16 protein-coding genes are annotated in these 25061 nt (G+C 46.4%); 5 read left to right on the plus strand and 11 right to left on the minus strand.

Going from position 1 to position 25061, the window contains the following annotated elements:
- Positions 1-335 precede the first annotated feature (335 nt).
- Positions 336-839 (minus strand): PTS sugar transporter subunit IIA, encoded by a 504-nt coding sequence (locus tag AC0VYQ_RS12805; RefSeq protein ID WP_088837825.1) that lies wholly within the window; start codon positions 837-839, stop codon positions 336-338.
- A gap of 176 nt (positions 840-1015) precedes the next feature.
- Here AC0VYQ_RS12805 and AC0VYQ_RS12810 point away from each other — a divergent pair, with 176 nt between their 5' ends.
- Positions 1016-2722 carry a M3 family oligoendopeptidase gene (locus AC0VYQ_RS12810; RefSeq protein ID WP_475403713.1) on the plus strand — a complete coding sequence of 569 codons (1707 nt, stop codon included), beginning with the start codon at positions 1016-1018 and terminating at the stop codon, positions 2720-2722.
- A gap of 184 nt (positions 2723-2906) precedes the next feature.
- On the opposite strand, the gene AC0VYQ_RS12815 is transcribed toward AC0VYQ_RS12810, so the two are convergent.
- On the minus strand, positions 2907-5705 hold the full coding sequence (locus tag AC0VYQ_RS12815; RefSeq protein WP_475403714.1) for a putative bifunctional diguanylate cyclase/phosphodiesterase: 2799 nt from the start codon (positions 5703-5705) through the stop codon (positions 2907-2909).
- 208 nt (positions 5706-5913) lie between these two features.
- Here AC0VYQ_RS12815 and AC0VYQ_RS12820 point away from each other — a divergent pair.
- Positions 5914-7241, plus strand: a protein-coding gene (locus AC0VYQ_RS12820) for an IS3 family transposase (protein WP_475403374.1) whose coding sequence is annotated in 2 segments (ribosomal slippage) — positions 5914-6283 and positions 6283-7241 — 1329 coding nt in all. Because the reading frame shifts where the segments join, the coding sequence is not laid out codon by codon here.
- Positions 7242-7324: 83 nt separating this feature from the next.
- Here the strand turns inward: AC0VYQ_RS12820 and AC0VYQ_RS12825 are convergent.
- Positions 7325-7747: a CBS domain-containing protein gene (locus AC0VYQ_RS12825; RefSeq protein ID WP_029331512.1), complete on the minus strand. Its 423-nt coding sequence runs from the start codon at positions 7745-7747 to the stop codon at positions 7325-7327.
- Positions 7748-7921: 174 nt separating this feature from the next.
- On the opposite strand from AC0VYQ_RS12825, the gene AC0VYQ_RS12830 reads away from it, so the two are divergent.
- From AC0VYQ_RS12830 to AC0VYQ_RS12840, 3 genes are all read left to right on the plus strand, one after another.
- A complete protein-coding gene (locus AC0VYQ_RS12830) occupies positions 7922-10171 on the plus strand; it encodes a methyl-accepting chemotaxis protein (RefSeq protein ID WP_475403715.1) in 2250 nt (749 codons plus the stop codon).
- A 121-nt stretch (positions 10172-10292) separates the two neighbouring features.
- Positions 10293-11450 carry a helix-turn-helix domain-containing protein gene (locus AC0VYQ_RS12835; protein WP_475403716.1) on the plus strand — a complete coding sequence of 386 codons (1158 nt, stop codon included), beginning with the start codon at positions 10293-10295 and terminating at the stop codon, positions 11448-11450.
- Positions 11451-11548: 98 nt separating this feature from the next.
- On the plus strand, positions 11549-13678 hold the full coding sequence (locus tag AC0VYQ_RS12840) for a CDP-glycerol glycerophosphotransferase family protein (protein WP_475403717.1): 2130 nt from the start codon (positions 11549-11551) through the stop codon (positions 13676-13678).
- Positions 13679-14232: 554 nt separating this feature from the next.
- Here AC0VYQ_RS12840 and rlmD read toward each other — a convergent pair.
- The 8 genes from rlmD to pruA all read right to left on the minus strand — a co-directional run bounded on the left by rlmD (position 14233) and on the right by pruA (position 24946).
- The gene (gene rlmD, locus AC0VYQ_RS12845; protein WP_475403718.1) at positions 14233-15597 is read right to left on the minus strand and encodes a 23S rRNA (uracil(1939)-C(5))-methyltransferase RlmD; all 1365 of its coding nucleotides are present in this window, start codon (positions 15595-15597) and stop codon (positions 14233-14235) included.
- A 30-nt stretch (positions 15598-15627) separates the two neighbouring features.
- Positions 15628-16590: a diacylglycerol kinase gene (locus AC0VYQ_RS12850; RefSeq protein WP_029331519.1), complete on the minus strand. Its 963-nt coding sequence runs from the start codon at positions 16588-16590 to the stop codon at positions 15628-15630.
- A gap of 156 nt (positions 16591-16746) precedes the next feature.
- The gene (gene gatB, locus AC0VYQ_RS12855) at positions 16747-18180 is read right to left on the minus strand and encodes an Asp-tRNA(Asn)/Glu-tRNA(Gln) amidotransferase subunit GatB (RefSeq protein WP_088837831.1); all 1434 of its coding nucleotides are present in this window, start codon (positions 18178-18180) and stop codon (positions 16747-16749) included.
- Between the two features lie 12 nt (positions 18181-18192).
- Positions 18193-19635: an Asp-tRNA(Asn)/Glu-tRNA(Gln) amidotransferase subunit GatA gene (gene gatA / locus AC0VYQ_RS12860; RefSeq protein WP_475403719.1), complete on the minus strand. Its 1443-nt coding sequence runs from the start codon at positions 19633-19635 to the stop codon at positions 18193-18195.
- Positions 19636-19651: 16 nt separating this feature from the next.
- Complete coding sequence (gatC, locus tag AC0VYQ_RS12865; RefSeq protein ID WP_088837833.1) at positions 19652-19942, minus strand: Asp-tRNA(Asn)/Glu-tRNA(Gln) amidotransferase subunit GatC; 291 nt, start codon at positions 19940-19942, stop codon at positions 19652-19654.
- A 201-nt stretch (positions 19943-20143) separates the two neighbouring features.
- Complete coding sequence (locus AC0VYQ_RS12870; protein ID WP_475403720.1) at positions 20144-21364, minus strand: Nramp family divalent metal transporter; 1221 nt, start codon at positions 21362-21364, stop codon at positions 20144-20146.
- 446 nt (positions 21365-21810) lie between these two features.
- The gene (gene putP / locus AC0VYQ_RS12875) at positions 21811-23322 is read right to left on the minus strand and encodes a sodium/proline symporter PutP (RefSeq protein WP_475403721.1); all 1512 of its coding nucleotides are present in this window, start codon (positions 23320-23322) and stop codon (positions 21811-21813) included.
- A 79-nt stretch (positions 23323-23401) separates the two neighbouring features.
- A complete protein-coding gene (gene pruA / locus AC0VYQ_RS12880) occupies positions 23402-24946 on the minus strand; it encodes an L-glutamate gamma-semialdehyde dehydrogenase (protein WP_029331525.1) in 1545 nt (514 codons plus the stop codon).
- Between the last annotated feature and the right edge of the window lie 115 nt (positions 24947-25061).

The raw sequence follows: 25061 nt of genomic DNA on the forward strand, positions 1-25061 counted from the left end.
CGTTAAAAACGCACTTTTTCCCGTAGGAGTCAACGAAACATGACGCTTTTTAGGTAATACCGTGACGGAAAACCGGGCATACAGAAGGTTTAGAGCGCAATCCGTCTCGAATCGCTTTTAAAGCGAAAAGCAGTCGGTCGCGACCCTGCAACTTTGCTGTAGTGGCGCGACCGATTGCCGCTTTGAAGACGAGGTGAGACAGGGAAGCGCGAACGGATTGCCTCTTGTTATCGCATGTTCACGCTTCATAAGCGTTTATCTACACGCTGAAACTCCCTCATCTCGTAAGATGAGGGAGTTCAGATGAGGCGCGAAACAGCGTACGCCATCAGAAATTATTTATGTGTTGCCTTGAACAATTCTGTTTCGCCTGCCACTACTGAAGTACCTTCAGCAGGAACAGCAGAAAGTGTGAATTGGTCGTGGTTCGTGACGATGATTGGTGTAACCGTCGATGGTGCGTTCGCACGGATGTAATCTAAATCGAACTCAACGAGGACATCGCCCGCTTTGACTTTATCACCAGATTGAACATGTGCTGTGAAACCTTCACCTTTAAGGTTAACTGTATCTAAACCAACGTGAATTAATAGTTCGAGACCATCTTCACCTTTAAGACCGATTGCATGTTTTGTTGGGAAAATCGTTTCGACTGTTGCGTTAATCGGTGCGACCACTTTACCTTCAGTCGGTTCGATTGCGACTCCGTCTCCCATCATTTTTTGTGAGAAGACTTGATCGGGTACGTTCTCGATGCTGACGATTTTACCTGTAAGTGCAGAAGTGATTTTTGCGTTTCCTGCTTCGTTGCCACCAAACAATTTTTTAAAGAATCCCATGATACTATCCCTCTACTTTCTTGATCGTTTTTCTTCATTGAAGAAAATTCGATTTTTTTATAGGAGCGTGTTTATGAACGACTCGCTCACGTTCTCACAAAAAGCATACGTTTGTCCCTCTAGTTTTGCAAGTATTTTTGTGTGATAATAGTTAGAAATCAAAAGGAGGCGCTTACATGTTACCATTTTCAGAACTTACATATGTCCGTCCTGATCTGAATGTTTTAGAAACCACCATGCAAAACGCAATTTCTCGTTTAAAAGAAGCCACACAAGTCGAACAAGCAAACGCAGCCATCACTGAGATTAATACCCTTAGAAACCAATTCGAAACAGCGAGCCAAATCGTCGAGATTCGTCATACGATTGATACGCGCGACGCATTTTACGAAACGGAACAAGGTTTTTTTGATGAAGCAGGCCCCGTCTATCAGGGCTACGTCTCGAGTTACTATCATGTGTTGACGGCGCATGCGCTCCGTGAACAGCTCGAAACGACTTGGGGCAAACAACTCTTCCTCTTAGCAGAAGCCAGCTTAAAAACTTTTTCAGAAGCAATCATTCCGAAGCTTCAAGAAGAAAATCGTCTCTCGAGTGAATACACGAAGTTGATGTCTTCAGCAGAAATCGAATTTGATGGCAAAACGTTGAACTTGTCTCAGTTCGGTCCTTACTTGCAGTCACCTGACCGCACGGTTCGTAAAGCGGCTTCAGAAGCACGCTACGGTTATTTAGAAGAACACGGCGAAGCAATCGATACGATTTACGATAAACTCGTCCATGTCCGGACTGAAATCGCAACGACACTCGGCTTCCCATCATTTGTCGAACTCGGCTATGCCCGGATGCTTCGCGTCGATTATAACCAGTCGATGGTCGAAGATTACCGCCAGCAAATCCTTGACACAATCGTTCCGATTGCGACGTCACTAAAAGAACGTCAACAACGCCGGATTGGTGTCGATTCACTCTACTACTACGATGAAGGATTTGCTTTTAAATCAGGAAACGCTACACCGCAAGGCGAGGAAGCTTTCATCATCGAAGGCGGAAAAAAAATGTACCGCGAGATGTCGCCTGAAACAAATGAGTTCTTTGATTACATGATCGAGCGTGGTGCCCTTGATTTGACGGCGAAGCCAGGTAAAGCAGGCGGTGGGTATTGTACCTACATCGCTGACGAAAAACTTCCGTTCATCTTCTCAAACTTCAACGGGACGTCGGGAGATATCGACGTCTTGACGCATGAAGTCGGTCATGCTTTCCAAGTTTATGAGAGCCGTCACTTCACGACACCGGAGTACGGGTTCCCGACATATGAAGCATGCGAAATCCATTCGATGTCGATGGAATACTTCGCGTACCCATGGATGGAAGAATTCTTCGGTGAAGAAACATCGAAGTATAAATTCAGCCACTTGGCTGGCGGTGTTACCTTCTTACCATATGGAGTCGCAGTCGACGAGTTCCAACACGTCATCTACAGCAAACCCGAGCTAACACCGGCTGAACGTCGTCAAGCGTGGCGGACAATCGAGAAGAAATACCTCCCACATCGCAACTACGAGGAGAATGACTACCTCGATTCAGGTGCTTGGTGGCATCAGCAAGGCCATGTCTTCGGCAGCCCGTTCTATTACATCGATTACACGCTCGCTCAAGTCTGCGCCTTCCAGTTCTATGCATGGATGGAACAGGACCGCGAAGCCGCTTGGAAATCGTACCTCGCGCTCTGTAAAGCAGGCGGATCAGAAAGCTTCCTTTCACTTGTCGAACGCGCCGGCTTGAAGTCACCTTTCGCTGACGGAACAGTTGACGAAGCGGTCGCACCAATCAAAGCCTATCTCGAACAAGCAGACGACTTAGCACTCGATCGTGTCTAACTAAAACATGCCTGACAGCAACAGGAATCACTCGTTCGCAAGCGTGCTGTCCTCAAGCAAAAAACATAAGCCCCGTTTTCCTGTCAGTTCAATGGACAGGAAAACGGAGCTTTTTTTGTGTACGCGTAGTTTACGTTAATCCCAGCCGAAACGAACGAAGTACCCACTCTCCGCTTCGGTTGTCTCATGAAGATTTCAATGTTTCCTGATGCTGCATGAACCAAACTTCAAATTCATCTGCCGGAATCGGACGGGAATAGTAGAACCCTTGTCCATATTCACAGTCGAGCTTTCGTAAACTCTCGCTTTGTTCCAACTGTTCAATTCCCTCTGCGACTACGTCGTACTTCAACGTATGCGCAAGCTTGATGATTGTCTCGATCAATGGTGCATTCGAACATGCATCTTCCCCGCTAATGAAGGAGCGGTCGATTTTCAGACGTTGGATCGGAAGGCGACTTAAATAAGACAAAGAAGAATAGCCGGTTCCAAAATCATCGATTGCCAATTGATAACCCATTGCATGTAGCGACTCGAGGGCATCAAAGACGCGTTTATCGGAAAAGACACCAAACGATTCCGTGATTTCTAACTCCATCCGCCGCTCAATTCCCGGATGTTCATTTCTGATATCCGCCAAATAGTCGACGATGCGACCGGAAGCAAGTTCTTTCACTGATAAGTTAGCTGAAACACCAAGCATCGCAAGTGGCGTCTGCTCCCAGCGTCTAATTTGGTTGACCGTTTCCTGAACGACCCACATGCCGACTTCTTCAATCAGCATCGAGCGCTCGGCAATCGGAATGAAGACGGCCGGGCTAATCATGCCTCGTTCAGGATGGAACCAACGGAGTAACGCTTCACAGCCTTCGACCTGTCCTGTCTTTAAGTTAATTTGTGGCTGATAAAATAACTGAAGCTCATTTTTGACGATCGCTTCGCGCAACTCTGCTTCGAGAACGACCGATTCACGGTACTCTTCACTCATCCATGATTCGAACCAAACGGGCTCCCCTGCTTGATCCCGTTTCGCATGTTGCATCGCGATATCAACAGATGACAAGAGCGAGGTCACGGCAACTGCATCGTTCGGATAACGGACCATACTCATACTGATACTGACATGGATTTCTTCACCGTTTACGTAATACGGCAACTCCATGACGCGTTTTAGCTCATGGTAATCAACGATGCCTTGCTGCGAAATCAAGACAGCAAATTCATCTCCACCGATTCGTGCCGGTGAACCTGTCCCGATGAAGTGACGGCGTAAACGGTTCGCTACTTCTTTTAGAATCAAATCACCCGCGCTATGCCCGTACGCATCATTGATGCGTCTAAACTGGCGTACACTGACTGTGACGAGTTCGCCGGGCTGTAACCCTGCCAATGCTTCCGTCATCTTTTGTTCGAAACCATTTCGATTCAATAGCGTTGTCAAGACGTCATACAGCGCCAGTTGCGTAATCCGCTCTTCTCGTCTGTATTGATCCGTTTCATCGTGACACGTCAAATAAAGTGCAATCCCGTTCTCGCTTTTCGTCGGCACATAAATGATGTTGACGAACATATTCCGGATGTCCGCTTCGAAAATCATCTTACAACGAATCGTTTGACTATGCCCTTCGATTGCCCGATTTAAGGCACGACGCACCCGGTTCAAATCGGCTGGGTGAATCAGTTCTTCGATCGTCACGAACTCTGTCGTCTCGACGAGCTTCTGGAACTGGTCATTCCCATGCAATAACTTGAAGTCTGCTGCTAAGGCAATGATCGGATCTGTATTTTGTGAAAATAAGGATTCAATTTCTGCTTTTCTCTGTTTGATTTCGAGCGTTTTTTGGTCATTGTAATCCAGTAGTCCTGAGATGATTGCCGTCATCGTCCGAAAAGCATGGACGACAGGTTGAAAATCATTGCGTTCCGGCACTTGATAAAACGATTGTTGCTGTCCTTCAGCAAATACGTTTGCTTCTTCCTGTAACATGACTAAGTCTTTTCGGAAAGCACGTAACAGCGAGAGCGTCAGTAAGAGTAAAGCGAAAATGATGAAGCACGTCGCAACGAACATCAACCACGCATTTCGAATGACATCATTTCCCCGGTCCGTCATTTCCGTTTGTACGTCTGAAATTGCTCGATTAAACAAACGGTACATGCTGCCTTGATAGCGATCTGAAATACGCTCTAACGTTTCGTATTCGCGAAGTGCGGGTTCACTCAACGTCGTATCGATCACACCAAAATATGCCGCCATCTCACTTTTCATCGTATTAATATCAAGTCTCGACGCTCCGTCTTCAGCATCAATCGTTGCCGAAAGCGTTTTCGTCACCGTATCATTTCTCACTGCCAAATCTTGACGCATTTGCCGTATTCTTGATAACTCGTATGCATCCAATTGTTTGTCTTGATCTGCACTAAGCAGGCTCTGTCCTGCTTTTCCGAAATCCCGTTCCATTAAGAACAGGTTAGAAAACAAGGAATAATATTTCCCGGTATCTTGACTGAGCGATAGCTGATTAAATAAGATTTCACTTTTATAATTTGCTACGGCCGTAAAAAATCGATTGCTCGCGACATAACCGTTTTTTCGAACCTCGTCGATTTCGGTTAATACGTCCTCTTTCAAAGAACTTGATGTTGGCATTGTCTCTAAACGTTTGCTCAGCGCCACGAGCTCGTCATCGACCTTTTCCGACCACTCGATTCGTTGCGTCAACGAGTCATCGACCCGTGAACTCAATGATAAATAATAATAGTATGTAAGATCGCGTTCCGCCTGATTGACTTGTTCAAATACATCCATCACGCCGCTCGCACGTTTATAACTGTAACCTTCTTCTACATTTTTTAAGAGTTGCTGCGTCGCAATCAACACGGCTAACAACCCGATAATCGAAATCATCCATGAGAACGTTTTATAGTAGGAGCGTTTCCGAAATGCTTCTACGATGAAGACTGGTGGTAAAAGTCGCAACACATCGTCCTCCCTAAATTGTCATTATGTCTATATATCGTCTAAAAGAAACAATTCGTGAAGCGAAAAGAGGTCAATAAAAACGCTTTCGCCCGTTTATTTGAACTGAACCCTGAATGGTGGACACTTGATAAAAGACCCCATTCGGGGTTTTTTGTGTTTAAAGATATCGATATACTGTATCTATTCAATTTAGACGGGAGAATTATTCATGAACAGACGTACCTTCAATCCAGATCAAATCAGACAACTTGAAGCGAATCTTCACGTAGCCTCGGTATCAGATCGTACGATTCAATATAAAGGAGAATTTAAGATTCACGCTGTACGTGAGAATTTAGCTGGTAAGCGACCGATACAAATCTTTGAAGAAAGCGGCTTTGACCTGGACATGATCGGTAAGCGAACAACGAACGAAGCGTTGAAACGATGGCGGAAGACCTATCGCATTTATGGAGAAGAAGGACTCTTGAATGAGAGACGTGGAAAATCAAATCTTGGAGGTCGACCGAAAAAAGATGATTCCGTCGAACGACGCCTTGCGAAAGCTGAAGCACGAATCAAGTACCTCACAGCGGAGAACGAATTACTAAAAAAGCTCGACGCTCTCGAAAGAGAGGCGAAGTATCGAAACTAACCGCATCTGAGCGCTATCAGGCAATCAATATTGTCTTACGGAAACAATCATCGGGCCGATTCGTGACGGACCTATGTACGCTCGCTGAAGTGAGCCGCAGTGGTTATTACGCCTGGCTCGCACGTACGGATAGTGTTTCCCTTCGGGAAGAACGCGACTATGCGGACTACCTACTTCTAAAACGTGTTCATGATCGTCACAAGGGAAAAATCGGCTATCGTGGTCTTTACATGGAGATGCTTGATGTCATTGGTGGACCGATGAATCATAAACGTATTTTGCGTATCATGAGGAAGTTTGGAATCGTGACGAAAATCCGTAGGCAGAACGCTTATCGTAAAATCGCTAAAGCGACATATGAACATAAGACTGTACCGAACCACTTGAACCGTCGGTTCGATCAAGATGAGCCTGGTAAGGTATTCGTCACAGACATCACTTATCTCCGTATTGGATCTGGTCAAACTGTTTATCTCTCTTGTGTGAAGGATGTCGCTACACGTGAAATTATGGCACATCATCTATCTACAAGCCTCCATATGGAACTAGTCCTTCATACAACGAATAAACTCGCAGAACGACTTCAAGGGAATATACACCCGGAAGCCATGATACATTCCGATCAAGGATTCCATTATACGCATCCTGCTTATCAAACACGCATCCGTGAGATGGGAATGCTTCAATCCATGTCCCGTAGAGGAAACTGCCTGGATAATGCCCCGATCGAATCGTTCTTTGGGCACTTGAAAGATTATGTCGATTATAAATTAGCATCTGACCTCGATGAGGTCTGTGCCATGGTCGATGCTTACATTGATTATTACAATAGCGAACGAAGACAATGGAAACTACAAAAGATGACTCCGGTACAATACCGAAGCCATCTCATAGCAGCTTAATACGTTAAGGGTGCTTTTATTAAACTGTCCAAACTCTAGGGCTCAGTTCAATTTTCGGGACAAAAGCGTTTTTGATCCATTCTTCAATATTGGACATTCTCTCGCTCTACCTTTTTAGCGAAATAGTCGATGATGTCGCGTCGACGAATGATTCCAATGAAGTGTTTGCCGTCATCAATGACGGGCACGAAGTTTTGATCAGTGATGACCTCAATCATTTCTTCCATTTGTGCTGTGATCGAAACGGGTTTATAACGAACACGTTGTTTAATGTCTGTCAGACGTGTTTGAAGTACATGATCATAATCCGCATGCTCCAGATTTTTTTCAAGTGCCCAAAGCACATCACCTTCCGTGAGAGTTCCTGCATATTTTCCTTTATCGTCAACGAGCGGCACTGACGTGAACCGATGATGCTTCATCTTTTCAAGTGCTTGCCTGACCGTCGACTCAGGATCTAAGTATTTCACTTCATCTTTTGGCAATAAGAAAAAAGCAATATTCATTTCTAAGTTCCTCCCTAGTCACTCTGTGACATCTACCCTATTTTATCATGAACTTCCGTTCGATTCATTTCTCAAATCATGAAAATCTCACCATAATTCCTTCATATTTAAGTTTACCCGTCCGATAATCAGAATAGACAGATTTTATAGATTATTTAGATAGGAGAATTACATATGCGCCTTCCCATCACACGCCGTCTTTTCATCGGTCTCATTCTATTACCTGCGCTTACGTTAGGTGTCTCAACCTGGTTCTCATACAACCAGACAAGCCAAACTGTTGAAAATCTTGTCGATTCAACGTCGCAAACGGCATTAAAGCAACTCGAGCAATCCTTCTCGCGGATCATCGACGATACAAAAAAAGATACGTCTTTACTCGCCGGACTCCCGTTCACGCGGGCGAGTGGCTCACTGCCGAACTATACTGATCCAAAAGATCTTCCTGATCTGACGGACGAACCGTCTCAAAAAGCAAAAGACATTTACAGCGTCCTCGAAAAATACGGTTCATCGAAAATCGAAAATTCTTTTCTCCAATACGCTGATACGTCAGGCGGCTACTTGAACTGGCCGAAGCAAGACGTCCCTGCCGGCTATGATCCACGAAGCGACCTTTGGTATAAACAAGCGCTTGAAAATTCAAGTACGGTCGCCATGAGCGAACCGTATTATGACGAAGCGACGAAACTATCCATCATCAGTTTCTCAAAAGCGACACTCGATGATCAAGCAAACATCAAGGGTGTCTTGTCTGTCTATAAAAGCATCAACCGCCTCTCAGAAGACATGAAGCGAATCGAGATCGGACAGGAAGGTTTCGTATTCAGCTATACAAAAGACGGAAAAGTCGTCACGCACCCGAATAAAAATTACTTCTTTAAAAGTCTCGACCAACTCCGTGAAGAAGGAAAGTCTTATTTCAGTGCACCGAAACAGATGATTGATCAAGAATCCGGTTCCGCCATCATGGATGTTGCGGGGAAAAAATCAGTCGTCATCTGGCAACTCTCTTCTAAAACAGGCTTCAAGCTAGCGGTCGTACTGGATTATGCATCTCTGTATGCTCCTAAAGATGCCATGCTCGAACAGTCGCTCATCAACTTTATCGTCGCGATTGCGCTAGCGACATTGATTGCCTGGTTAATTGGCCGCTCAATCAACCGTCCCCTCTCGACACTTCGGACGGAAGCCCTCGCGATCGCAAGCGGTGATTTACGGACGACAAAACGTCCAAAACGCTTTATTCGCGATGAACTTTCTGACCTCAATGAGAATTTCGATGCGATGCGTCAAAAGTTGCGTCAAACGATTACGGCCATGACACAATCAGCTGGCACCGTTCGTGATGCGTCACAGGACTTATCAGCAAATGCGACCCACGTCCAAAATGCGTCACAACAAATCGGTCAAACGATGGAAGAAATTGCAGCCGCCGGTGAAACGCAAACGAAACAGGCGGAACGCTCTTCGCATGCCGTTTACGGTGTCAAGGAACGCTCCGTCGCGATGCAACAAGCGGCCGCTACGACGTTGTCTGAAGTCGCATCCGTCGCCGATGCCGCAACGCGCGGTAGCTCACTGACGAAACAAACGATTACCGACTTACTACAACACTCCGATTCACTCGAACAGGAAATTCAGAACACGTCCGAATTCCTCGGTAAACGTTCAGGCGAAATTGGAAAGATTCTCGGGACGCTTCAAGCAATTTCAAGCCAGACGAATCTCCTGGCTTTGAATGCCGCCATCGAAGCGGCGCGTGTCGGTGAACAAGGTCGAGGTTTTGCCGTCGTCGCAAGTGAAGTCCGGAAGCTTGCAGAGGAAAGCGATCATTCTGCAAAACAAATTAAACAGCTCCTCGATAATATTCAAAAAGAGACGCACACCGCGATGAGTGCGATGAACCATGTCATGGATGACTTGAAAATTTCCCTTGAGTCCGTCAAAACGACAGGCGTCGACTTCGAACAGATCGCCGGTTCCGTCCATCATGTCTCACAACGGACTGAATCGCTAACCGGTGATATCAGTGCTCTGACAACTGCGACAGAAGAAGTGTCTGACGCGATGGGAACGATTCTCGCGTTAACAGAAGAGAACGCAGCCGGTATCGAAACGAGTGCCGCGAGTATCCAGGAAACGAACGCGACAATCGAAGCCGTCACGACGGCAGCGACACACTTGGCTCATATCGCAAGTGAACTCCATCAATTGACGTTCGACTTCCAATTGGACGATACACTGCCACTTGAAGAAAGCACCGAAGCTGACGAACTGCCTCATGTCGATGCGTCTGATGAAGTTGCGGACGAAGCAGCCGTGACCGAGTTGGAACAAACAAGCGACAGCGACTTGTTTGAACTCGATGCTGAAGAAGTGATCGATGGTTCGACTAATCAGCAGGAATCAGACAATCGTTGATAAGCCCTATTTAAACAAGGAACCTGCCACACGCAGGTTCCTTCTTTTCGTTCCTCCCTATACAATTTCTTGTACACCCCTTAGACTAGACTTAATGATTTCTACCGAGAGGAGTAGACCCATGAAGCCGCTACAAACAGACGATTTAATCCAGATTGCTGAAAGTATTTATGGGACGACCGGTTTTTTTGTATCGTACCAATCACACGAAAACAATTCACTTCATGTACGACCAACCGCGCCTGTCCACCCCGATCAATTGACGCTTGAAGCCGAGTGGCCGACTGCTGAAGCGGTCCCACTCCTCTACACGCTAAAAGATGGAACGGCGTATTTATTCATTGCCGTCGCAGATCAAGGGCAATACCGAATTGGCCCCGTCCTGTTACAATCCGCCTTATTTCGCGCGCATATTCAGGATGAGTCCTATCATCAATTTTATAAATCGTTACCTCGGACGACTGAAAATCGATTAATCGATTGCGCTCACCTTGTCTATCGGCTATTGAACGGACGACAGCTCCCGTCCCGCGCAATCCGGACGGAGTCTGAAATCGTCGAAGAAGAAATCCCGCTCGTCGCAGACGTACCTGCCCATACAGGAACGACAGCCTACCGCAAAGCTTGGCAACGCGAACAGCAAATCATCGATTGGATTTCCTCCGGTCAAAGTGAACGATTGGCGACGACTTATTCCTTACCTGCCTATGGTGAATTCGGCTCGCTCGCACGCCATCAACCACTTCGGGCAGAAAAGAATCTCCTACTTGGAACGGTCCTGCTCAGCGCACGTGCTGCCATTATCGGTGGACTCGAACCGGACGAAGCCTTCTCACTCAGCGACCGGATGATTGATTCGATTGAAGCAGCAAACAGCATCTCCGAACTTCGTAATCGCCACGTCCGGATTACTGTCAGTTTTGCAGAAGCCGTCAAGCAAATCCAAGAGTTACGACACTCGCCACACGTCTTAGCTGCCATCCGTTACATTCAACAGCATCTTTACGATCCGTTGTCCGTCTCTTCAATCAGTCATGCGATTCATGTCTCCTCCAATTACCTATCCGTCCTGTTCAAGGACGAAACTGGTCTACCGCTTGCCCGGTATGTCATCCGGGAGCGAATCCGGGAGGCGAAACGCTTGCTCCGTTCATCTGATGATTCGTTGCTGACGATATCAAACAAACTGCATTTTTCGAGCCAAAGTCACTTCAGTCAAGCGTTTAAACAGACGACTGGTGAGACACCCACCCATTATCGACAACGGCATTATTTCTGATAATATATTTCACAACGAACATTATTTTATGATATTCTATAGCACATAAGTGTTTACATCTGAAACACATGTTTTTTAAAAGAAGAGGGAGCGTTTACATGAATTCAATTAGTATCATTATTCCAATTCATCAAACTGAATCTCAAGCTAAAGTAGCGATTCAATCAATCATTGAACAACGTGTCTCGGTGCCAATTGAGATTTTAGTCGTATTCGATGGTCCAAGTAGTTATAAGGACGAAATTCAGACGATTTTTCCTCAAATTAAAATTATCGAACAGCCGCACAAAGGTGTTTACACTGCTCGAAACATAGGAATTGAGCATGCGACAGGCGATTACATTATTTTTTTAGACAGTGATGACGTACTATCGCCTCGTGCACTTTATACATTTATTAAAGCTTATGAAAAAACAAGTGCTGCAGTCATAGTTGGTCGTGTATCACCTTCTCATTATAAAAAGAAATGGTTGATGCCAATCGATGACGATCGATATTTTTTCTATAATAGAACAAAATTCAATTCAAGACATCTAACAAGTATCCATGGATGGATGATAAAAAAAACCTTACTTTCAAGTTTACCTTCAATTAACACGAAATGGTTCGCAGATACAATCGTTGCACATACGATTATCTCACAGTTAACGAATTATACATCTGTTAATTACGTTGTTTATGGTCGAAACTCACGAAGTACACCATTAGAAGGACAGTCTTTATTCCAGTTACGAGACATTTCGACATTGACTGATGCTTCACGAATTTTTGGAATACTAACAGCTGAAACAAAGGAAAATGACGTTCAAGAGTTTCTCAACACATGGTATAAACGCTTCATTTCTAAACGTGGAAGAAGCTTACTGCAAAAAAGTGATTCTAAAACCACTCAAAAAGAAGTTTTTCGCCATATCGCCTATGACTTAAAAAGAATCTCAACTAAAAGTAAATATCTAAAAGCATGGTCGACAGGATCTTACTCAATGTTTAAACTTTACATCGCTGGGATTAAAATAAAAAAATCACTTAGCTCTATCAAGCGAAAGAAAATTAAACATGGTCTTTTACTGTATCGATTATCCCAAAATATGCCTATAAAAGAAAACCTAGTCTTGTTTGAAAGTTTTCTCGGCAGAAGTTACTCGGACAACCCTAAAGCACTATATTTATATATGAAAGAAAAATACCCCACTTTAGATTATGTCTGGATTTTCTCTCAAGAACCTTCTGATGAGGTAAAAGAGTCCTGTCCGAACTGGGTTTTAAAAAATAGCTTTATGTATTATCACTATATGGCTCGAGCGAAATATTGGATTTTTAATACACGACAACCGAATAGTCTAAAGAAGCGTCCAGAAATTATCTATTTGCAAACTTGGCATGGAACCCCTCTCAAACGATTAGGGCTTGACATGGAGGAAGTTCATATGGCAGGTACCAATGCAATTCAGTATAAAAGAAACTTCTATAATCAAGCTCAAGAGTGGAACTATCTTATTTCACCTAACCCTTACTCTACCGAGATATTCGGCAATGCATTTGGGTTCCAAAATACTATGCTCGAAACTGGATATCCTCGAAACGATATTCTCTATTCTCAGAATAAAGATGGGATTATCAGCGAATTAAAAACTAGACTCGAACTCCCAATGCAAAAAAAAGTTATTTTATACGCACCAACTTGGCGAGACGATGAATTCATCGCTCGAGGTCAATATCGCTTTGATTTACAACTAGATTTAAAACGAATGCAAGAACGTCTTGGTGAAGATTATGTGATCTTACTTCGAATGCACTATTTAATTGCTCAAAACATGGACATTAGTGGTTTTGAAGATTTTGCTTACGATGTTTCTTCATACGGAGATATAGCAGAACTTTATCTTATCAGCGATTTATTAATCACTGATTATTCATCTGTTTTCTTTGACTTCGCACATTTGAGACGCCCGATGATTTTCTTTACGTATGACTTAGAAAAATATGCTTCAACACTTCGTGGATTTTACTTTGATTTCGAAGCTGTGGTCCCTGGACCACTCTTAAAAGAAACCAATCAAGTAATTGACTATATCGAAAACATTGACTCTCAATCCGTAATATATGATGAAAAGTATGAACAGTTCTTTAACCGTTTCTGTAGCCTAGATGATGGAACTGCTAGTGAACAAGTCGTGTCTAAACTATTTGGTTCAACTACGACCATACCGATCGAACCAATTGAATGAATTTAAATAACATAACGCCAAACACTTACTCAGGCTAAGTTGAACTGAACCCTAAATGGTGGACACTTGATAAAAGACCCCATTTGGGGTTTTTTGTGTTTAAAGATACCGATATACTGTATCTATTCAAGAACAGACGTACCTTTAATCTAGATCAAATTAGATAACTTGAAGCAAATCCCCACGTAGCCTCGATATCGAATCGTACCATCCAATACAAGCGAGAATTCAAGATTCACGCTGTACATAAGAATTTATCTAGGAGACGACGAAAGAAATTATGGAGAAATATGGTATCAAAAACAACTCATTAATACATGGATGATATGGTACTGATCAAATGAGCTTTATCGATTCGACCAGCCAATTGAGAAACAATATACCTACGGACAGGGTCTTAATCAGCGAGTAAGGATGAAAAGGAAGAGCGAATCCAATAAAGATTAGGCTAGATTAGGCTGTCAGCCTAATCAAAGTGCTTTTTAGTAAAGTAAGATTCATAAGAACATTCAAAAAAGCACTAACTAGAACACTTGACCAGTTAGTGCTTCAATTTAATTTGATTCTCGAACGAAAAGCGCTACACTCTCGACGTGTGTCGTATGCGGGAACATATCGACTGGTGTGACTTCCATCAGCTTGTAACCGAGTTCAGCAAGCAACTTCGCGTCACGTGCTTGAGTCGACGCGTTACATGAGACATAGACGATACGTTTTGGTGCCACTTCAGCCGCAGCACGCAGGAATTCTTCGTCACAGCCTTTACGTGGTGGGTCAACGACGATGACGTCTGGTTTGATTCCAGCTTTGACGAGTGCCGGCATGACGGATTCAGCCGTTCCGTACTCGAATGATACGTTGTCGATGCCATTCGCAGCGGCGTTACGACGTGCGTCGTCGATTGCTTGAGGAACCATTTCAATCCCGTAGACATGTTTCGCTTGTTGCGCAAGTGATAATGAAATCGAGCCGATACCGCAATACGCGTCGACGACGATTTCTTCACCTGTCAATTGTGCATACTCCAGTGCTTTACCGTATAGTTTTTCCGTTTGCAACGGATTGACTTGGAAGAATGAATGTGGCGAGATTTCATACGTCAATCCGGCGATTTGATCGCGGATGACAGCTGGTCCGTGCAGGACGATGTTCTTTTTCCCTAAGATGACGTTCGTATCCTCTGGGTTGATGTTGTGTTGAATCGATGTCACGTTCGGGACGGCTTTTAAGATGCCGGCGACGATTTTATCGATACCACGCAATTGTTTGACCTTCGTCACGAGGACGATCATCAATTCATTCGTATGGTACCCGTGACGTGCCATGATGTGACGGATGACACCCGTTTGTTTCTTTTCATCGTACGCTGGGACTTTTAAGTCAGCGAGGACTTTACGGACCGCTTGGATTGCTTCATCATTTTCCTTGTTTTGAATCAAGCAGTAATCCATATCGATGATGCGGTGGCTCCGTTTTTGGTAAAAACCGGCCATCAACTTGTTCGACTGGAAAGCGACCGGGACTTGTGCTTTATTGCGGTAGCCCCATGGATCTTCCATCCCGATTGTTTCATGGACCGGAATTTCGAGTCCTGCGAGGCGGGCAAAGGCATCACGGACACGGTTGTGCTTGAAGACGAGTTCTGCATCATATGATAAGTGTTGCAGTTGGCAGCCCCCACATTGGTTGTAGACAGGACATGGCGGCTCGACACGGTCAACACTCTTCGTCTTTTGACGGATAATTCGTCCGAAACCATATGATTTCGTTGTTTTCGTGATTCTGATTTTGACTTGTTCCGTCGGTAAAGCTCCTGGAATGAAGACCGTATAACCATCGATTCGTGCGACACCTGAACCGTCGTGCGTCAAATCGACGATATCGACGACGTGCTCGTCATTTTTTTGTACTGGGATCATAATTGGGTTCCTCCTAGAAAACCCCGCGCCTTACGCGAGGTTTGTTTCTGTTTCTTGTAATTGTGTATTAATCAGTTCCATCTCATCGATCCGGAACTTCGGTGTCATGACATCGAAATGCGACTGTAAATTCGTCATCTCCCCTTCACAGGTGCCACCGAACTCACCGTCGATGTTCAAGCTCATCTCAGAAGTATTTTTCATCCGGACGAATGAAGTCGTGACATGCTCGACACAAGGATCCGAGAAGTGATCCCCTTTTAAGGCGAGACGCATGACGCGAATCAGTTCGACAAGATTACATTTTTTTAAGATGAATAAATCAAACCGTCCATCATTGAGTGACGCATTCGGAGATAGCTTCTCAAAGCCACCAACGGAGTTCGTATTCGAAGTCAAAAACAACATGACTTCGCCTTTGAACGTCCCTTTTTCATGTTCGAGTTCGACATACGTCGGACGGATTTGTGGTAACTTCTCCATCCCTTTGACGTAATAAGCGAGTTGTCCGAGTGCCGTTTTGAGTTTTGACGGAACCTCGTAAGACAACTCCGTCATGATGCCGCCACCTGCGATGTTGATGAAATAATGAACACCCGTCGTTCCTTCAATCTTCCCAATGTCGACAGGCATCGTATAGCCGGTGCAGATGACATCCATCGCGCCTTCAATCGTCAACGGAATCCGCATCGCTCGTCCAAAATCATTCGTCGTCCCGACAGGCAAGACACCCAGTTTAGGGCGAACCTTATAGGCAGCCATGCCACTGATGACTTCGTTTAACGTTCCATCTCCACCCGCAGCCACGACGAGGTCAAATTCAGCTTCACAGGCCCGTGCTGCTTCATGTGTTGCGTCACCGACCGCTTTCGTCGAATAGACGGAAGTCTCATAACCCGCTGCTTCAAGCCGGTCTAAGATATACGGCAGATTTCGCTTTACCATCTCTTTCCCGGAAGTCGGGTTATAAATCACTCGCGCTCTAGGTCTCATAAGTTTTTCTCCTTTTTAATCAACCGGTCCATTTGATACATAACTGTTTTATTTTACATGAAGTTTTGCTACATTACAAAGCCGAAAAAAAAGATGTTCCCGTTTTCCGCCTGATTACGAGACGAAAAATGGGGACATCTACTACGATTTAAAGGATTATTTTAATTTTTCGAGTTCTTCATGGAAGAGTTGATCGAGGAGGGCCGGATTCGCCATCCCTTTCGTTTTCTTCATGATTTGACCGATGACGAAACCTTTTTTCCGGTCTCGTCCACCCACGAGTTCTTCGACGACAGCCGGATTTGCTTCGAACATCTCGACGATCAGTCCTCGTAAGAGACCCTCGTCAGAAATTTGAGCGAGTCCTTGTTCTTCGACATACTGACGCGGTTCGACACCCTGTTCGATCGTCGCCGCGAAAACTTGTTTCGCGATTTTCGAAGAAATCGTTCCGCCGGCAATCAATTCGATCATCTCGGCGAGACGTGCCGGTGTCAGTTTGATTGTTTCGAACGTTTCACTCGACTTGTTCAAGTGTCCTTGTACTTCACCGACTGTCCAGTTCGCTGCCGCTTTCGGTTCTGCACCGGCAGCAATCGTCGCTTCGAAGTACTCAGCCATCTCGCGTGTGACGGTTAATTGTTTCGCGTCATACGCGGATAAACCGAGCGTTTCTTGATAGCGGACACGACGTGCATCCGGAAGTTCCGGAATCGCGGCACGAATCGCTTCTTTCCAGTCTTCGTCGAGGACGAGCTTGACGAGATCCGGTTCCGGGAAGTACCGGTAATCGGACGCGCCTTCTTTCACACGCATCAAGACGGTCTGTTTTTTCGCTTCGTCAAACCGAAGTGTTTCTTGACGCATGACGCCACCCGCTAACAAGAGTTTCCGGTGACGGTCTTCTTCGAATTCGAGTCCTTTTAAGACGTTACCGAACGAGTTGAGGTTCTTCAGTTCGGTTTTTGTTCCGAACTTCTCTTGTCCGTATGGACGGACCGAGATGTTACAGTCGCAACGTAGTGACCCCTCTTCCATCTTCACGTCCGAGACGCCTGCGTATTGCAGGACTTCTTTCAAACGTTCGAGGTAGGCGACCGCTTCTTTTGGTGAACGCATGTCGGCTTCACTGACGATTTCAATCAAAGGTGCGCCCGTCCGGTTAAAGTCGACGACCGAATGATTAGCACCGGTATGGTTCATCTTCCCGGCATCTTCTTCTAAGTGGACCCGTTCAATCCGGAAGCGTTTTGTTTCGCCATCGACTTCCGCGTCGATGAATCCGTCAAACCCGATCGGCTGATCAAATTGTGAGATTTGGTAGGCTTTCGGCGTATCTGGATAGAAGTAGTTCTTCCGGTCAAATTTTGTTTGGTCTGCAACGTGACAGTTAAGCGCCATTGCCGCACGGACCGCGAGTTCGACTGCTTTTTCGTTGACCATCGGAAGTACACCAGGGTGTCCGAGACAAATCGGACAGGTCTTCGTATTTGTTTCCGCACCGTACTCACGGGCACAGCCACAAAACATTTTTGTATTTGTATTTAGTTCGGCGTGGACCTCGATGCCGATAACCGTTTCAAAGTTCATAACGCACTCTCCTTATAACTTCGGAAGCGCGAATCCGCCCGTCGCAAGCTCGAAAGCATGCGCCGCACGATAGATCGTCGCCTCGTCAAAGTGTTTTCCGATGATTTGTAGACCGACTGGTAATCCGTCGACAAGACCTGCTGGGACCGAAATCGCAGGAACACCCGCTAAGTTGATTGGAATCGTCAAGATATCATTCGCATACATCGTGACAGGATCATCGTTTTGAGCACCGAGTTCGAATGCTGGTGTAGGTGCCGTCGGTCCGATGATGACATCATAGTTTGCGAGGACATCATCAAAATCTTTTTTAATCAATGTCCGTGCTTGTTGCGCTTTTTTATAATACGCGTCGTAATAACCTGAACTTAACGCATACGTTCCAAGCATGATGCGGCGTTTTACTTCGTCGCCGAATCCTTGGGCACGTGAATACTTGAAGACATCTTCGAGTGCATCTGCTTCAGCACGGACACCGTAACGGATGCCGTCGAAGCGGGCTAAGTTTGATGATGCTTCCGATGAAGCGAGTAAGTAATACGTCGCAAGCGCGTACTTCGAGTTCGGAAGAGATACTTCGTCGACCGTCGCTCCGAGTGACTCGAGTTTTTTGATGGCTGCACGAATGTTGTCTTTCACAGATTCACTGACACCTTCGCCGAAGTATTCTTTTGGAACGGCGATTTTCAAGCCTTTGATATCACCTGTCAACGCTTTTGTATAATCAATCCGGTCGACGTTCGCTGACGTCGAATCCATGTCACAATGCCCTGCGATCGCGCTAAGCAAATAGGCGTTGTCTTCGACAGTCCGTGTCAATGGTCCGATTTGGTCGAGCGATGACGCGAATGCGACGAGACCGAAACGTGAAACGAGACCGTACGTCGGTTTTAAACCGACGACACCACAATAGGCAGCCGGTTGACGAATCGAACCCCCTGTATCAGAACCGAGACTGAACAAGACTTCTCCTGCCGCAACAGCTGCTGCTGAGCCACCTGAAGATCCACCTGGAACGTGTTTTGTGTTCCACGGGTTACGGACCGGTTTGTATGCTGAGTTCTCATTGGAAGACCCCATCGCGAATTCATCCATGTTCAGTTTACCGATTGTGATGGCACCTGCTTCATGTAAGCGTTCGACGACAGTCGCGTCGTGCGCAGGGACGAAGTTCTCGAGGAATTTCGAGCCGCATGTCGTCGTCATCCCTTTTGTGACGATATTATCTTTTACACCGATCGGTAAGCCGAACAGTGGGTTTGCTTCATGTTTTGCGAGCTCATCCATCCGTTTTGCTTGTTCGAATGCGTCTTCGTTCAAGGATAAAAAGGCACCGACGTTCCCGTCAACACGGTCGATTTGATCAAACGATTCTTGAACGAGATCCGATACTTTCACTTCGCCATCCTTGACGAGTATATGCAGTTTTTTGACACCATGCTCAAAAAGTGACATTTCTGTGGTCTCCTCCTTATTCGAACACTGCTGGGACGCGGACTTGTCCGGCTTCCCAATCAGGTGCGAGTCGTTCTACTTCCGTGCGCGGAAGCGATGGGCGTACTTCGTCTTTTCGTAAGACGTTCTTTAAATCAAGGACATGTGTCGTTGGTTCGACTCCTGTCGTATCAAGTTCATTCAATTGCTCAGCAAAACCGAGAATTTTTTCGAGCTGAACCGTAAATTGTTGTACTTCTTCATCTGTCACGGCAAGGCGTGCCAAATGCGCCACGTGGCGGACTTGCTCTTCATTAATATTTGCCATGTCATTCCACCTCCGGAACTTTTGCAGTATATTTTACACTATTTCTAATCATAGCACTTTTTAGTCAGACAAAAAAGACGATGGTGCATCGGGGGGAGGTCCGCACCATCGTCCTTATAGGGGTAGCAAAGCTTTCGGGCGGAAAGCTTCTAGTAATTCATTACCCATGCGACTGTTTTACAAAACAAAATAACAGAATATTCAAACTAAAAGATCAACTAGTAAATAAACATTGAAGATAATGACAATCGTCACGATACTCCAGGCAAGGAGCTTCATCTTCACCCCGTTCTTGAAGTCACCCATGATTCGTCCACTCGACGTTGCTCGAATCAATGGAATCAACGCGAACGGAATCCCGAACGATAAGGCGACCTGACTCAAAATCAAGGCCCGTGTCGGATCAAAGCCCGATAACAACAATACAATGGCCGGTGCCATCGTGATGCTTCGACGCAGGAAAATCGGAATCTCAATTTTTAAGAACCCACGCATGATCGCATCACCAGACATCGTCCCGACACTTGACGATGCGAGACCGGAGACAAGTAAGGCGACTCCGAACAAGTACGGTGCTGTTCCACCGAGCGATGTCCCGAGTCCTGAGAAAATACTTTCAAGTGTCGCTGCTTTCTGATCGGTTCCGAAGAAGACTGTCGCCGCGATGACGAGCATCGCCCCATTGACCGCCCCTGCGATCAACATCGCTGCCCAAATATCAAGTGTCTGAATTTTCATCAATCCTCGTTTATCCGCAATTTTCCCCATCCGGCGTTTCGTCAAATCCGAGTGCAAATAAATCGCGTGCGGCATGACCGTCGCTCCTAACATCCCGGCAGCAAGGACGATACTCGGTGTTCCCTCGAATCCGGGAATCAAGCCCCCTGCCATGTCCCGCACGTTCGGCTCGACTTGAACGACTTGGATCGCGAATGCAACGGCAATCACGAGGACCAGTCCAGCGATGACGGCTTCGAAATGCCGTAAGCCCTTCCGTTCAAAGCCGAGAATGACGAACGAGGCAATCGCCGTTAAAATCGCAGCGATTTTCATATCAATATTAAATAACAAATGAAATCCGAGTGCGGCACCAACGAATTCCGCGAGATCCGTCGCCATGGCGACGAGTTCTGCCTGTGCCCAGTAAAGCAGTCGGGCGATGGGTGATAGCTCGTCCCGGATGACTTCCGCCAAGCTCATATTACTGACGAGTCCAAGTTTTGCTGACAACGTTTGGATGACGACCGCCATCAAATTTGCTGCGACGATGATCCAAAGTAATAAAAATCCGTACTGGGCGCCGGCCGTCATGTTCGTCGCAAAGTTCCCCGGGTCGAGGTACGCGACGGCGGCAACAAAGGCCGGACCGATAAATTGTCTTTTTTTCAATCGTTCGACCGGTGCTACCGGTTGACTGACCATATTGAACACCTCTCTTTAGTTGCAAGTATACGCTTTTCTTTCCTTCAGGCAACATACATGCTTCATGGAAATACTTATTAACAAAGTAAACTGAATCATCCAGTCCTGAAATCAAGCCATCTACCATTCTTTTTGACCGCGCATTCTAACCACAAAAAAAATCGAAGTTCACATTCAAGTGAACTTCGATCAGATTGTAGACAAACGCTGATGAAGATTGAAGCTTATCTATTCGCATACTGTCTTACTGCGCTTCCCCGTCTTGACTCGTCTTCACGGCAATTCAAGACGAATTGCGCCCTAAACTGCCTGCATACCCGGCTTTCCGTCACGGTATTACCTAAAAAGCATCACGTTTCGTTGACTCCTACGGGAAAAGACGCTTGATTTCCCGATAGCACGTTGTCTACAGTCTGAGTTCAGTCCTTACATGACCTGCTGTTCACTTACACGATTTTCCGCTCTGGTTCGACACCTTTCAACTGCGCCTTTACTTCATCAAATTCACGGTAGACCGCTTCGCTTGGTTCAGCCGTCGCCAGACTGACGACAACGAGTGCAATCGTCGACGCGAGGAATGCAGGAATCATTTCATACATCTCAGAAATATAGAACGGTAAATCCTTCACGTACAGTTTGACTAAAATCCAGGCGATGACGACGACGGATCCCGTCAGCATCGAAGCGAGTGCTCCCGCTTTGTTCATCCGGCGCCACAGTAAGCTGAACAAGACGACCGGACCAAAAGCAGAACCGAATCCTGCCCACGCGTACCCGACGAGTGTCAAAATCGATTTTTGTGCGCCGAACGATAACGCAATGGCTAGTAAGGCAACCGCCAGCACCATGATACGACCGACCAGCATCAACTCATTGTCTGAAGGCGTCCGCTTCATGAAGCGTTGATAAAAGTCATTGGTCGCAGCACTCGAAGAGACGAGTAGCTGTGTCGAAATCGTCGACATGATGGCAGCAAGTAACGCTGCGAGTAAGAGACCCGTAATGAAGCCCGGGAATAGATCACGCGAAAGCTGAATGAAGACGTTCTCCGGGTTGTTCAGCTCAACCGCCTGTTGCGTAAAGTACGCATAACCGAATAATCCTGTCACCATCGCGCCGATGATGGAGAAGGTCATCCAGACCATCCCGATCCGGCGGGCCGACTTCATTTCACTCAAGTTACGAATCGCCATGAAACGGACGATGATGTGCGGCTGACCAAAGTAGCCGAGTCCCCAGGCGAGTAAGGAGATGATCCCGATGATCGTCGTTCCTTTAAACAGTTCAAGTTTTGAACCATCCGTTGCCCGAATCGTCTCGAGCGTCTCATTGATCCCGCCGCTCAGTGAAAGGGCGACACCCGGAACGATCAAGAGCGCGATGACCATGATCATCCCTTGGACGACATCCGTCCAACTGACGGCGAGGAATCCACCCAGGAACACGTAGGCGATGACGACGCCTGCTAAAATCCAAAGACCCGTCGTGTACTCTAAACCGAAGACCGCTTCAAACAGCCGACCGCCGGCGACAAACCCGCTCGATGCGTACATTATAAAGAATATTAAGATAACTCCAGCTGAAACTGTACGCAACACACCACTTTTGTCATGGAATCGTTTTTCGAAATAGTCGGGAATCGTGATTGCGTCGCCCGCATGCGCAGTATACGCCCGCAGACGTGGCGCAACAAGCAACCAGTTTGCATAAGCTCCGAGCAATAAGCCGATCACGATCCATCCACTGGACAGACCAGTTGCAAACATCGCACCCGGCAATCCCATCAACAACCACCCGCTCATATCGCTTGCTCCGGCTGAGAGTGCAGTGACGACGGGACCGATCGTACGTCCTCCAATCATATAATCATTCATGTTTTTCGTCCGGTAATACGCCATCACGCCAAGCGTCACCATCAGACCGAGATACAGTAAAATCGCTAACCACATTCCGTTCATCCTTGCTCCCCCTTTTCTATGGTGTATAAAAAAAACGGATATGCAGGTCGCATACCCGTTTCATCTATTAAACACTAATTCAGAACATTTCTGAAGTCGTTTTTGCTTGCAAGTGGAGTGTTAAATAATCCGGTCCACCGGCTTTTGAATCCGTTCCTGACATGTTGAAGCCACCAAACGGTTGGTACCCGACGATTGCGCCTGTACAACCACGGTTGAAATAGAGGTTCCCGACATGGAAGTTCGCCCGTGCGTACTCTTGGTTTGTCCGGTCTTGTGTGATGACTGCCCCTGTCAAACCGTACTCCGTGTTGTTCGCGATCGCGATTGCTTCTTTAAAGTCTTTCGCTTTCGTGAACGCAACGACCGGTCCGAAGATTTCTTCTTGCATCAAACGATCCGTCGGTTGAACGTCCGCGACGACCGTTGGTGAGACGAAGAAGCCTGTTGAATCGTCAGCCGTTCCGCCTGCTGCAATCCGTCCTTCTTGTTTTGCGATATCGAAGTACGACGTGATTTTTTTGAATGCCGCTGCATCGATGACAGGACCGACGTTGTTCGTCACGTCGACCGGGTTCCCGATGCTCAGTTTTGCTGTATTCGCAACAACTTTTTCGAGTAACTCGTCGTAGACGGAGTCGAGTGCGACGACACGTGAACACGCTGAACATTTTTGACCGGAGAAGCCGAATGCTGCTTTTGTGATCATGTCTGCCGCGTAATCAAGATCGGCTGACTCATCGATGACCATCGTGTCTTTTCCGCCCATCTCTGCGATGACACGTTTGAGCCAGATTTGACCGTCATTTAATTTCGAAGCACGTTCGTTAATCCGGAGACCGACATCACGTGATCCTGTGAAGCTGATGAAACGTGTTTTCGGGTGGTCGACGAGGTAATCCCCGACTTCTGCCCCTGGTCCCGGGATGAAGTTCAAGACGCCAGCCGGAAGACCTGCCTGCTCCATGACTTCAACGAATTTAGCAGCGACGACAGGTGTCGTCGATGCCGGTTTCAAGAGAATCGGGTTTCCGGCGACGATTGCCGCAACCGCAGTCCCTGCCATGATCGCGAGTGGGAAGTTCCATGGTGAGATGATGACCCCGACACCGAGTGGGATGTAATCGTAACGGTTGTATTCACCCGGACGACTCTCGACTTTTTTGCCGTCTTTTAAGACGAGCATCTGACGTGCATAATATTCAAGGAAATCGATTGCTTCTGCTGTATCCGCATCTGCTTCGTTCCATGGTTTCCCAGCTTCTTTGACGAGGTACGCCGAGAATTCATGTTTGCGTTTCCGGATGATGTTCGCTGCTTTGAACAGGACGTCCGCACGAACACTCGGATTGACGAATTTCCACGTTTCGAATGCTGTGACAGCTGCCTGCATCGCATCCTCTGCGTGTGCTTGTGTCGCTTTTGAGACACGTCCGACGATCTCTTCTTTGTTTGCCGGATTGACCGAAACGATTTTATCTTCCGTCGTCACATGTTTGCCCCCGATGACGAGCGGATAATCTTTTCCTAGCTCTTGCGATACGAGTGCAAGTGCCTCCTCGAACGCTTTCTTGTTCGCTTCTTGTGAGAAGTCCGTGAATGGTTCGTGTTTGTACGGAATCATCTCTATTCCCCCTTTATACATACTTTTAATCGCTTACATTCTCCATTGTACAGAAGCATGACGCCGCTTACAATTATTCTAGTCAAAAAAAATGAGCAGGCTGCGTTCTCCCGCT

Source organism: Exiguobacterium sp. QJM3NY_9, assembly GCF_056173545.1.

Excerpts from the sequence above, each read along its gene's own strand:
- AC0VYQ_RS12805 (WP_088837825.1), bottom strand. The coding sequence starts at position 839 with ATGGGATTCTTTAAAAAATTGTTTGGTGGCAACGAAGCAGGAAACGCA.
- AC0VYQ_RS12810 (WP_475403713.1), top strand. The coding sequence starts at position 1,016 with ATGTTACCATTTTCAGAACTTACATATGTCCGTCCTGATCTGAATGTT.
- AC0VYQ_RS12825 (WP_029331512.1), bottom strand. The coding sequence starts at position 7,747 with ATGAATATTGCTTTTTTCTTATTGCCAAAAGATGAAGTGAAATACTTA.
- AC0VYQ_RS12830 (WP_475403715.1), top strand. The coding sequence starts at position 7,922 with ATGCGCCTTCCCATCACACGCCGTCTTTTCATCGGTCTCATTCTATTA.
- AC0VYQ_RS12835 (WP_475403716.1), top strand. The coding sequence starts at position 10,293 with ATGAAGCCGCTACAAACAGACGATTTAATCCAGATTGCTGAAAGTATT.
- AC0VYQ_RS12840 (WP_475403717.1), top strand. The coding sequence starts at position 11,549 with ATGAATTCAATTAGTATCATTATTCCAATTCATCAAACTGAATCTCAA.
- rlmD (WP_475403718.1), bottom strand. The coding sequence starts at position 15,597 with ATGATCCCAGTACAAAAAAATGACGAGCACGTCGTCGATATCGTCGAT.
- AC0VYQ_RS12850 (WP_029331519.1), bottom strand. The coding sequence starts at position 16,590 with ATGAGACCTAGAGCGCGAGTGATTTATAACCCGACTTCCGGGAAAGAG.
- gatB (WP_088837831.1), bottom strand. The coding sequence starts at position 18,180 with ATGAACTTTGAAACGGTTATCGGCATCGAGGTCCACGCCGAACTAAAT.
- gatA (WP_475403719.1), bottom strand. The coding sequence starts at position 19,635 with ATGTCACTTTTTGAGCATGGTGTCAAAAAACTGCATATACTCGTCAAG.
- gatC (WP_088837833.1), bottom strand. The coding sequence starts at position 19,942 with ATGGCAAATATTAATGAAGAGCAAGTCCGCCACGTGGCGCATTTGGCA.
- AC0VYQ_RS12870 (WP_475403720.1), bottom strand. The coding sequence starts at position 21,364 with ATGGTCAGTCAACCGGTAGCACCGGTCGAACGATTGAAAAAAAGACAA.
- putP (WP_475403721.1), bottom strand. The coding sequence starts at position 23,322 with ATGAACGGAATGTGGTTAGCGATTTTACTGTATCTCGGTCTGATGGTG.
- pruA (WP_029331525.1), bottom strand. The coding sequence starts at position 24,946 with ATGATTCCGTACAAACACGAACCATTCACGGACTTCTCACAAGAAGCG.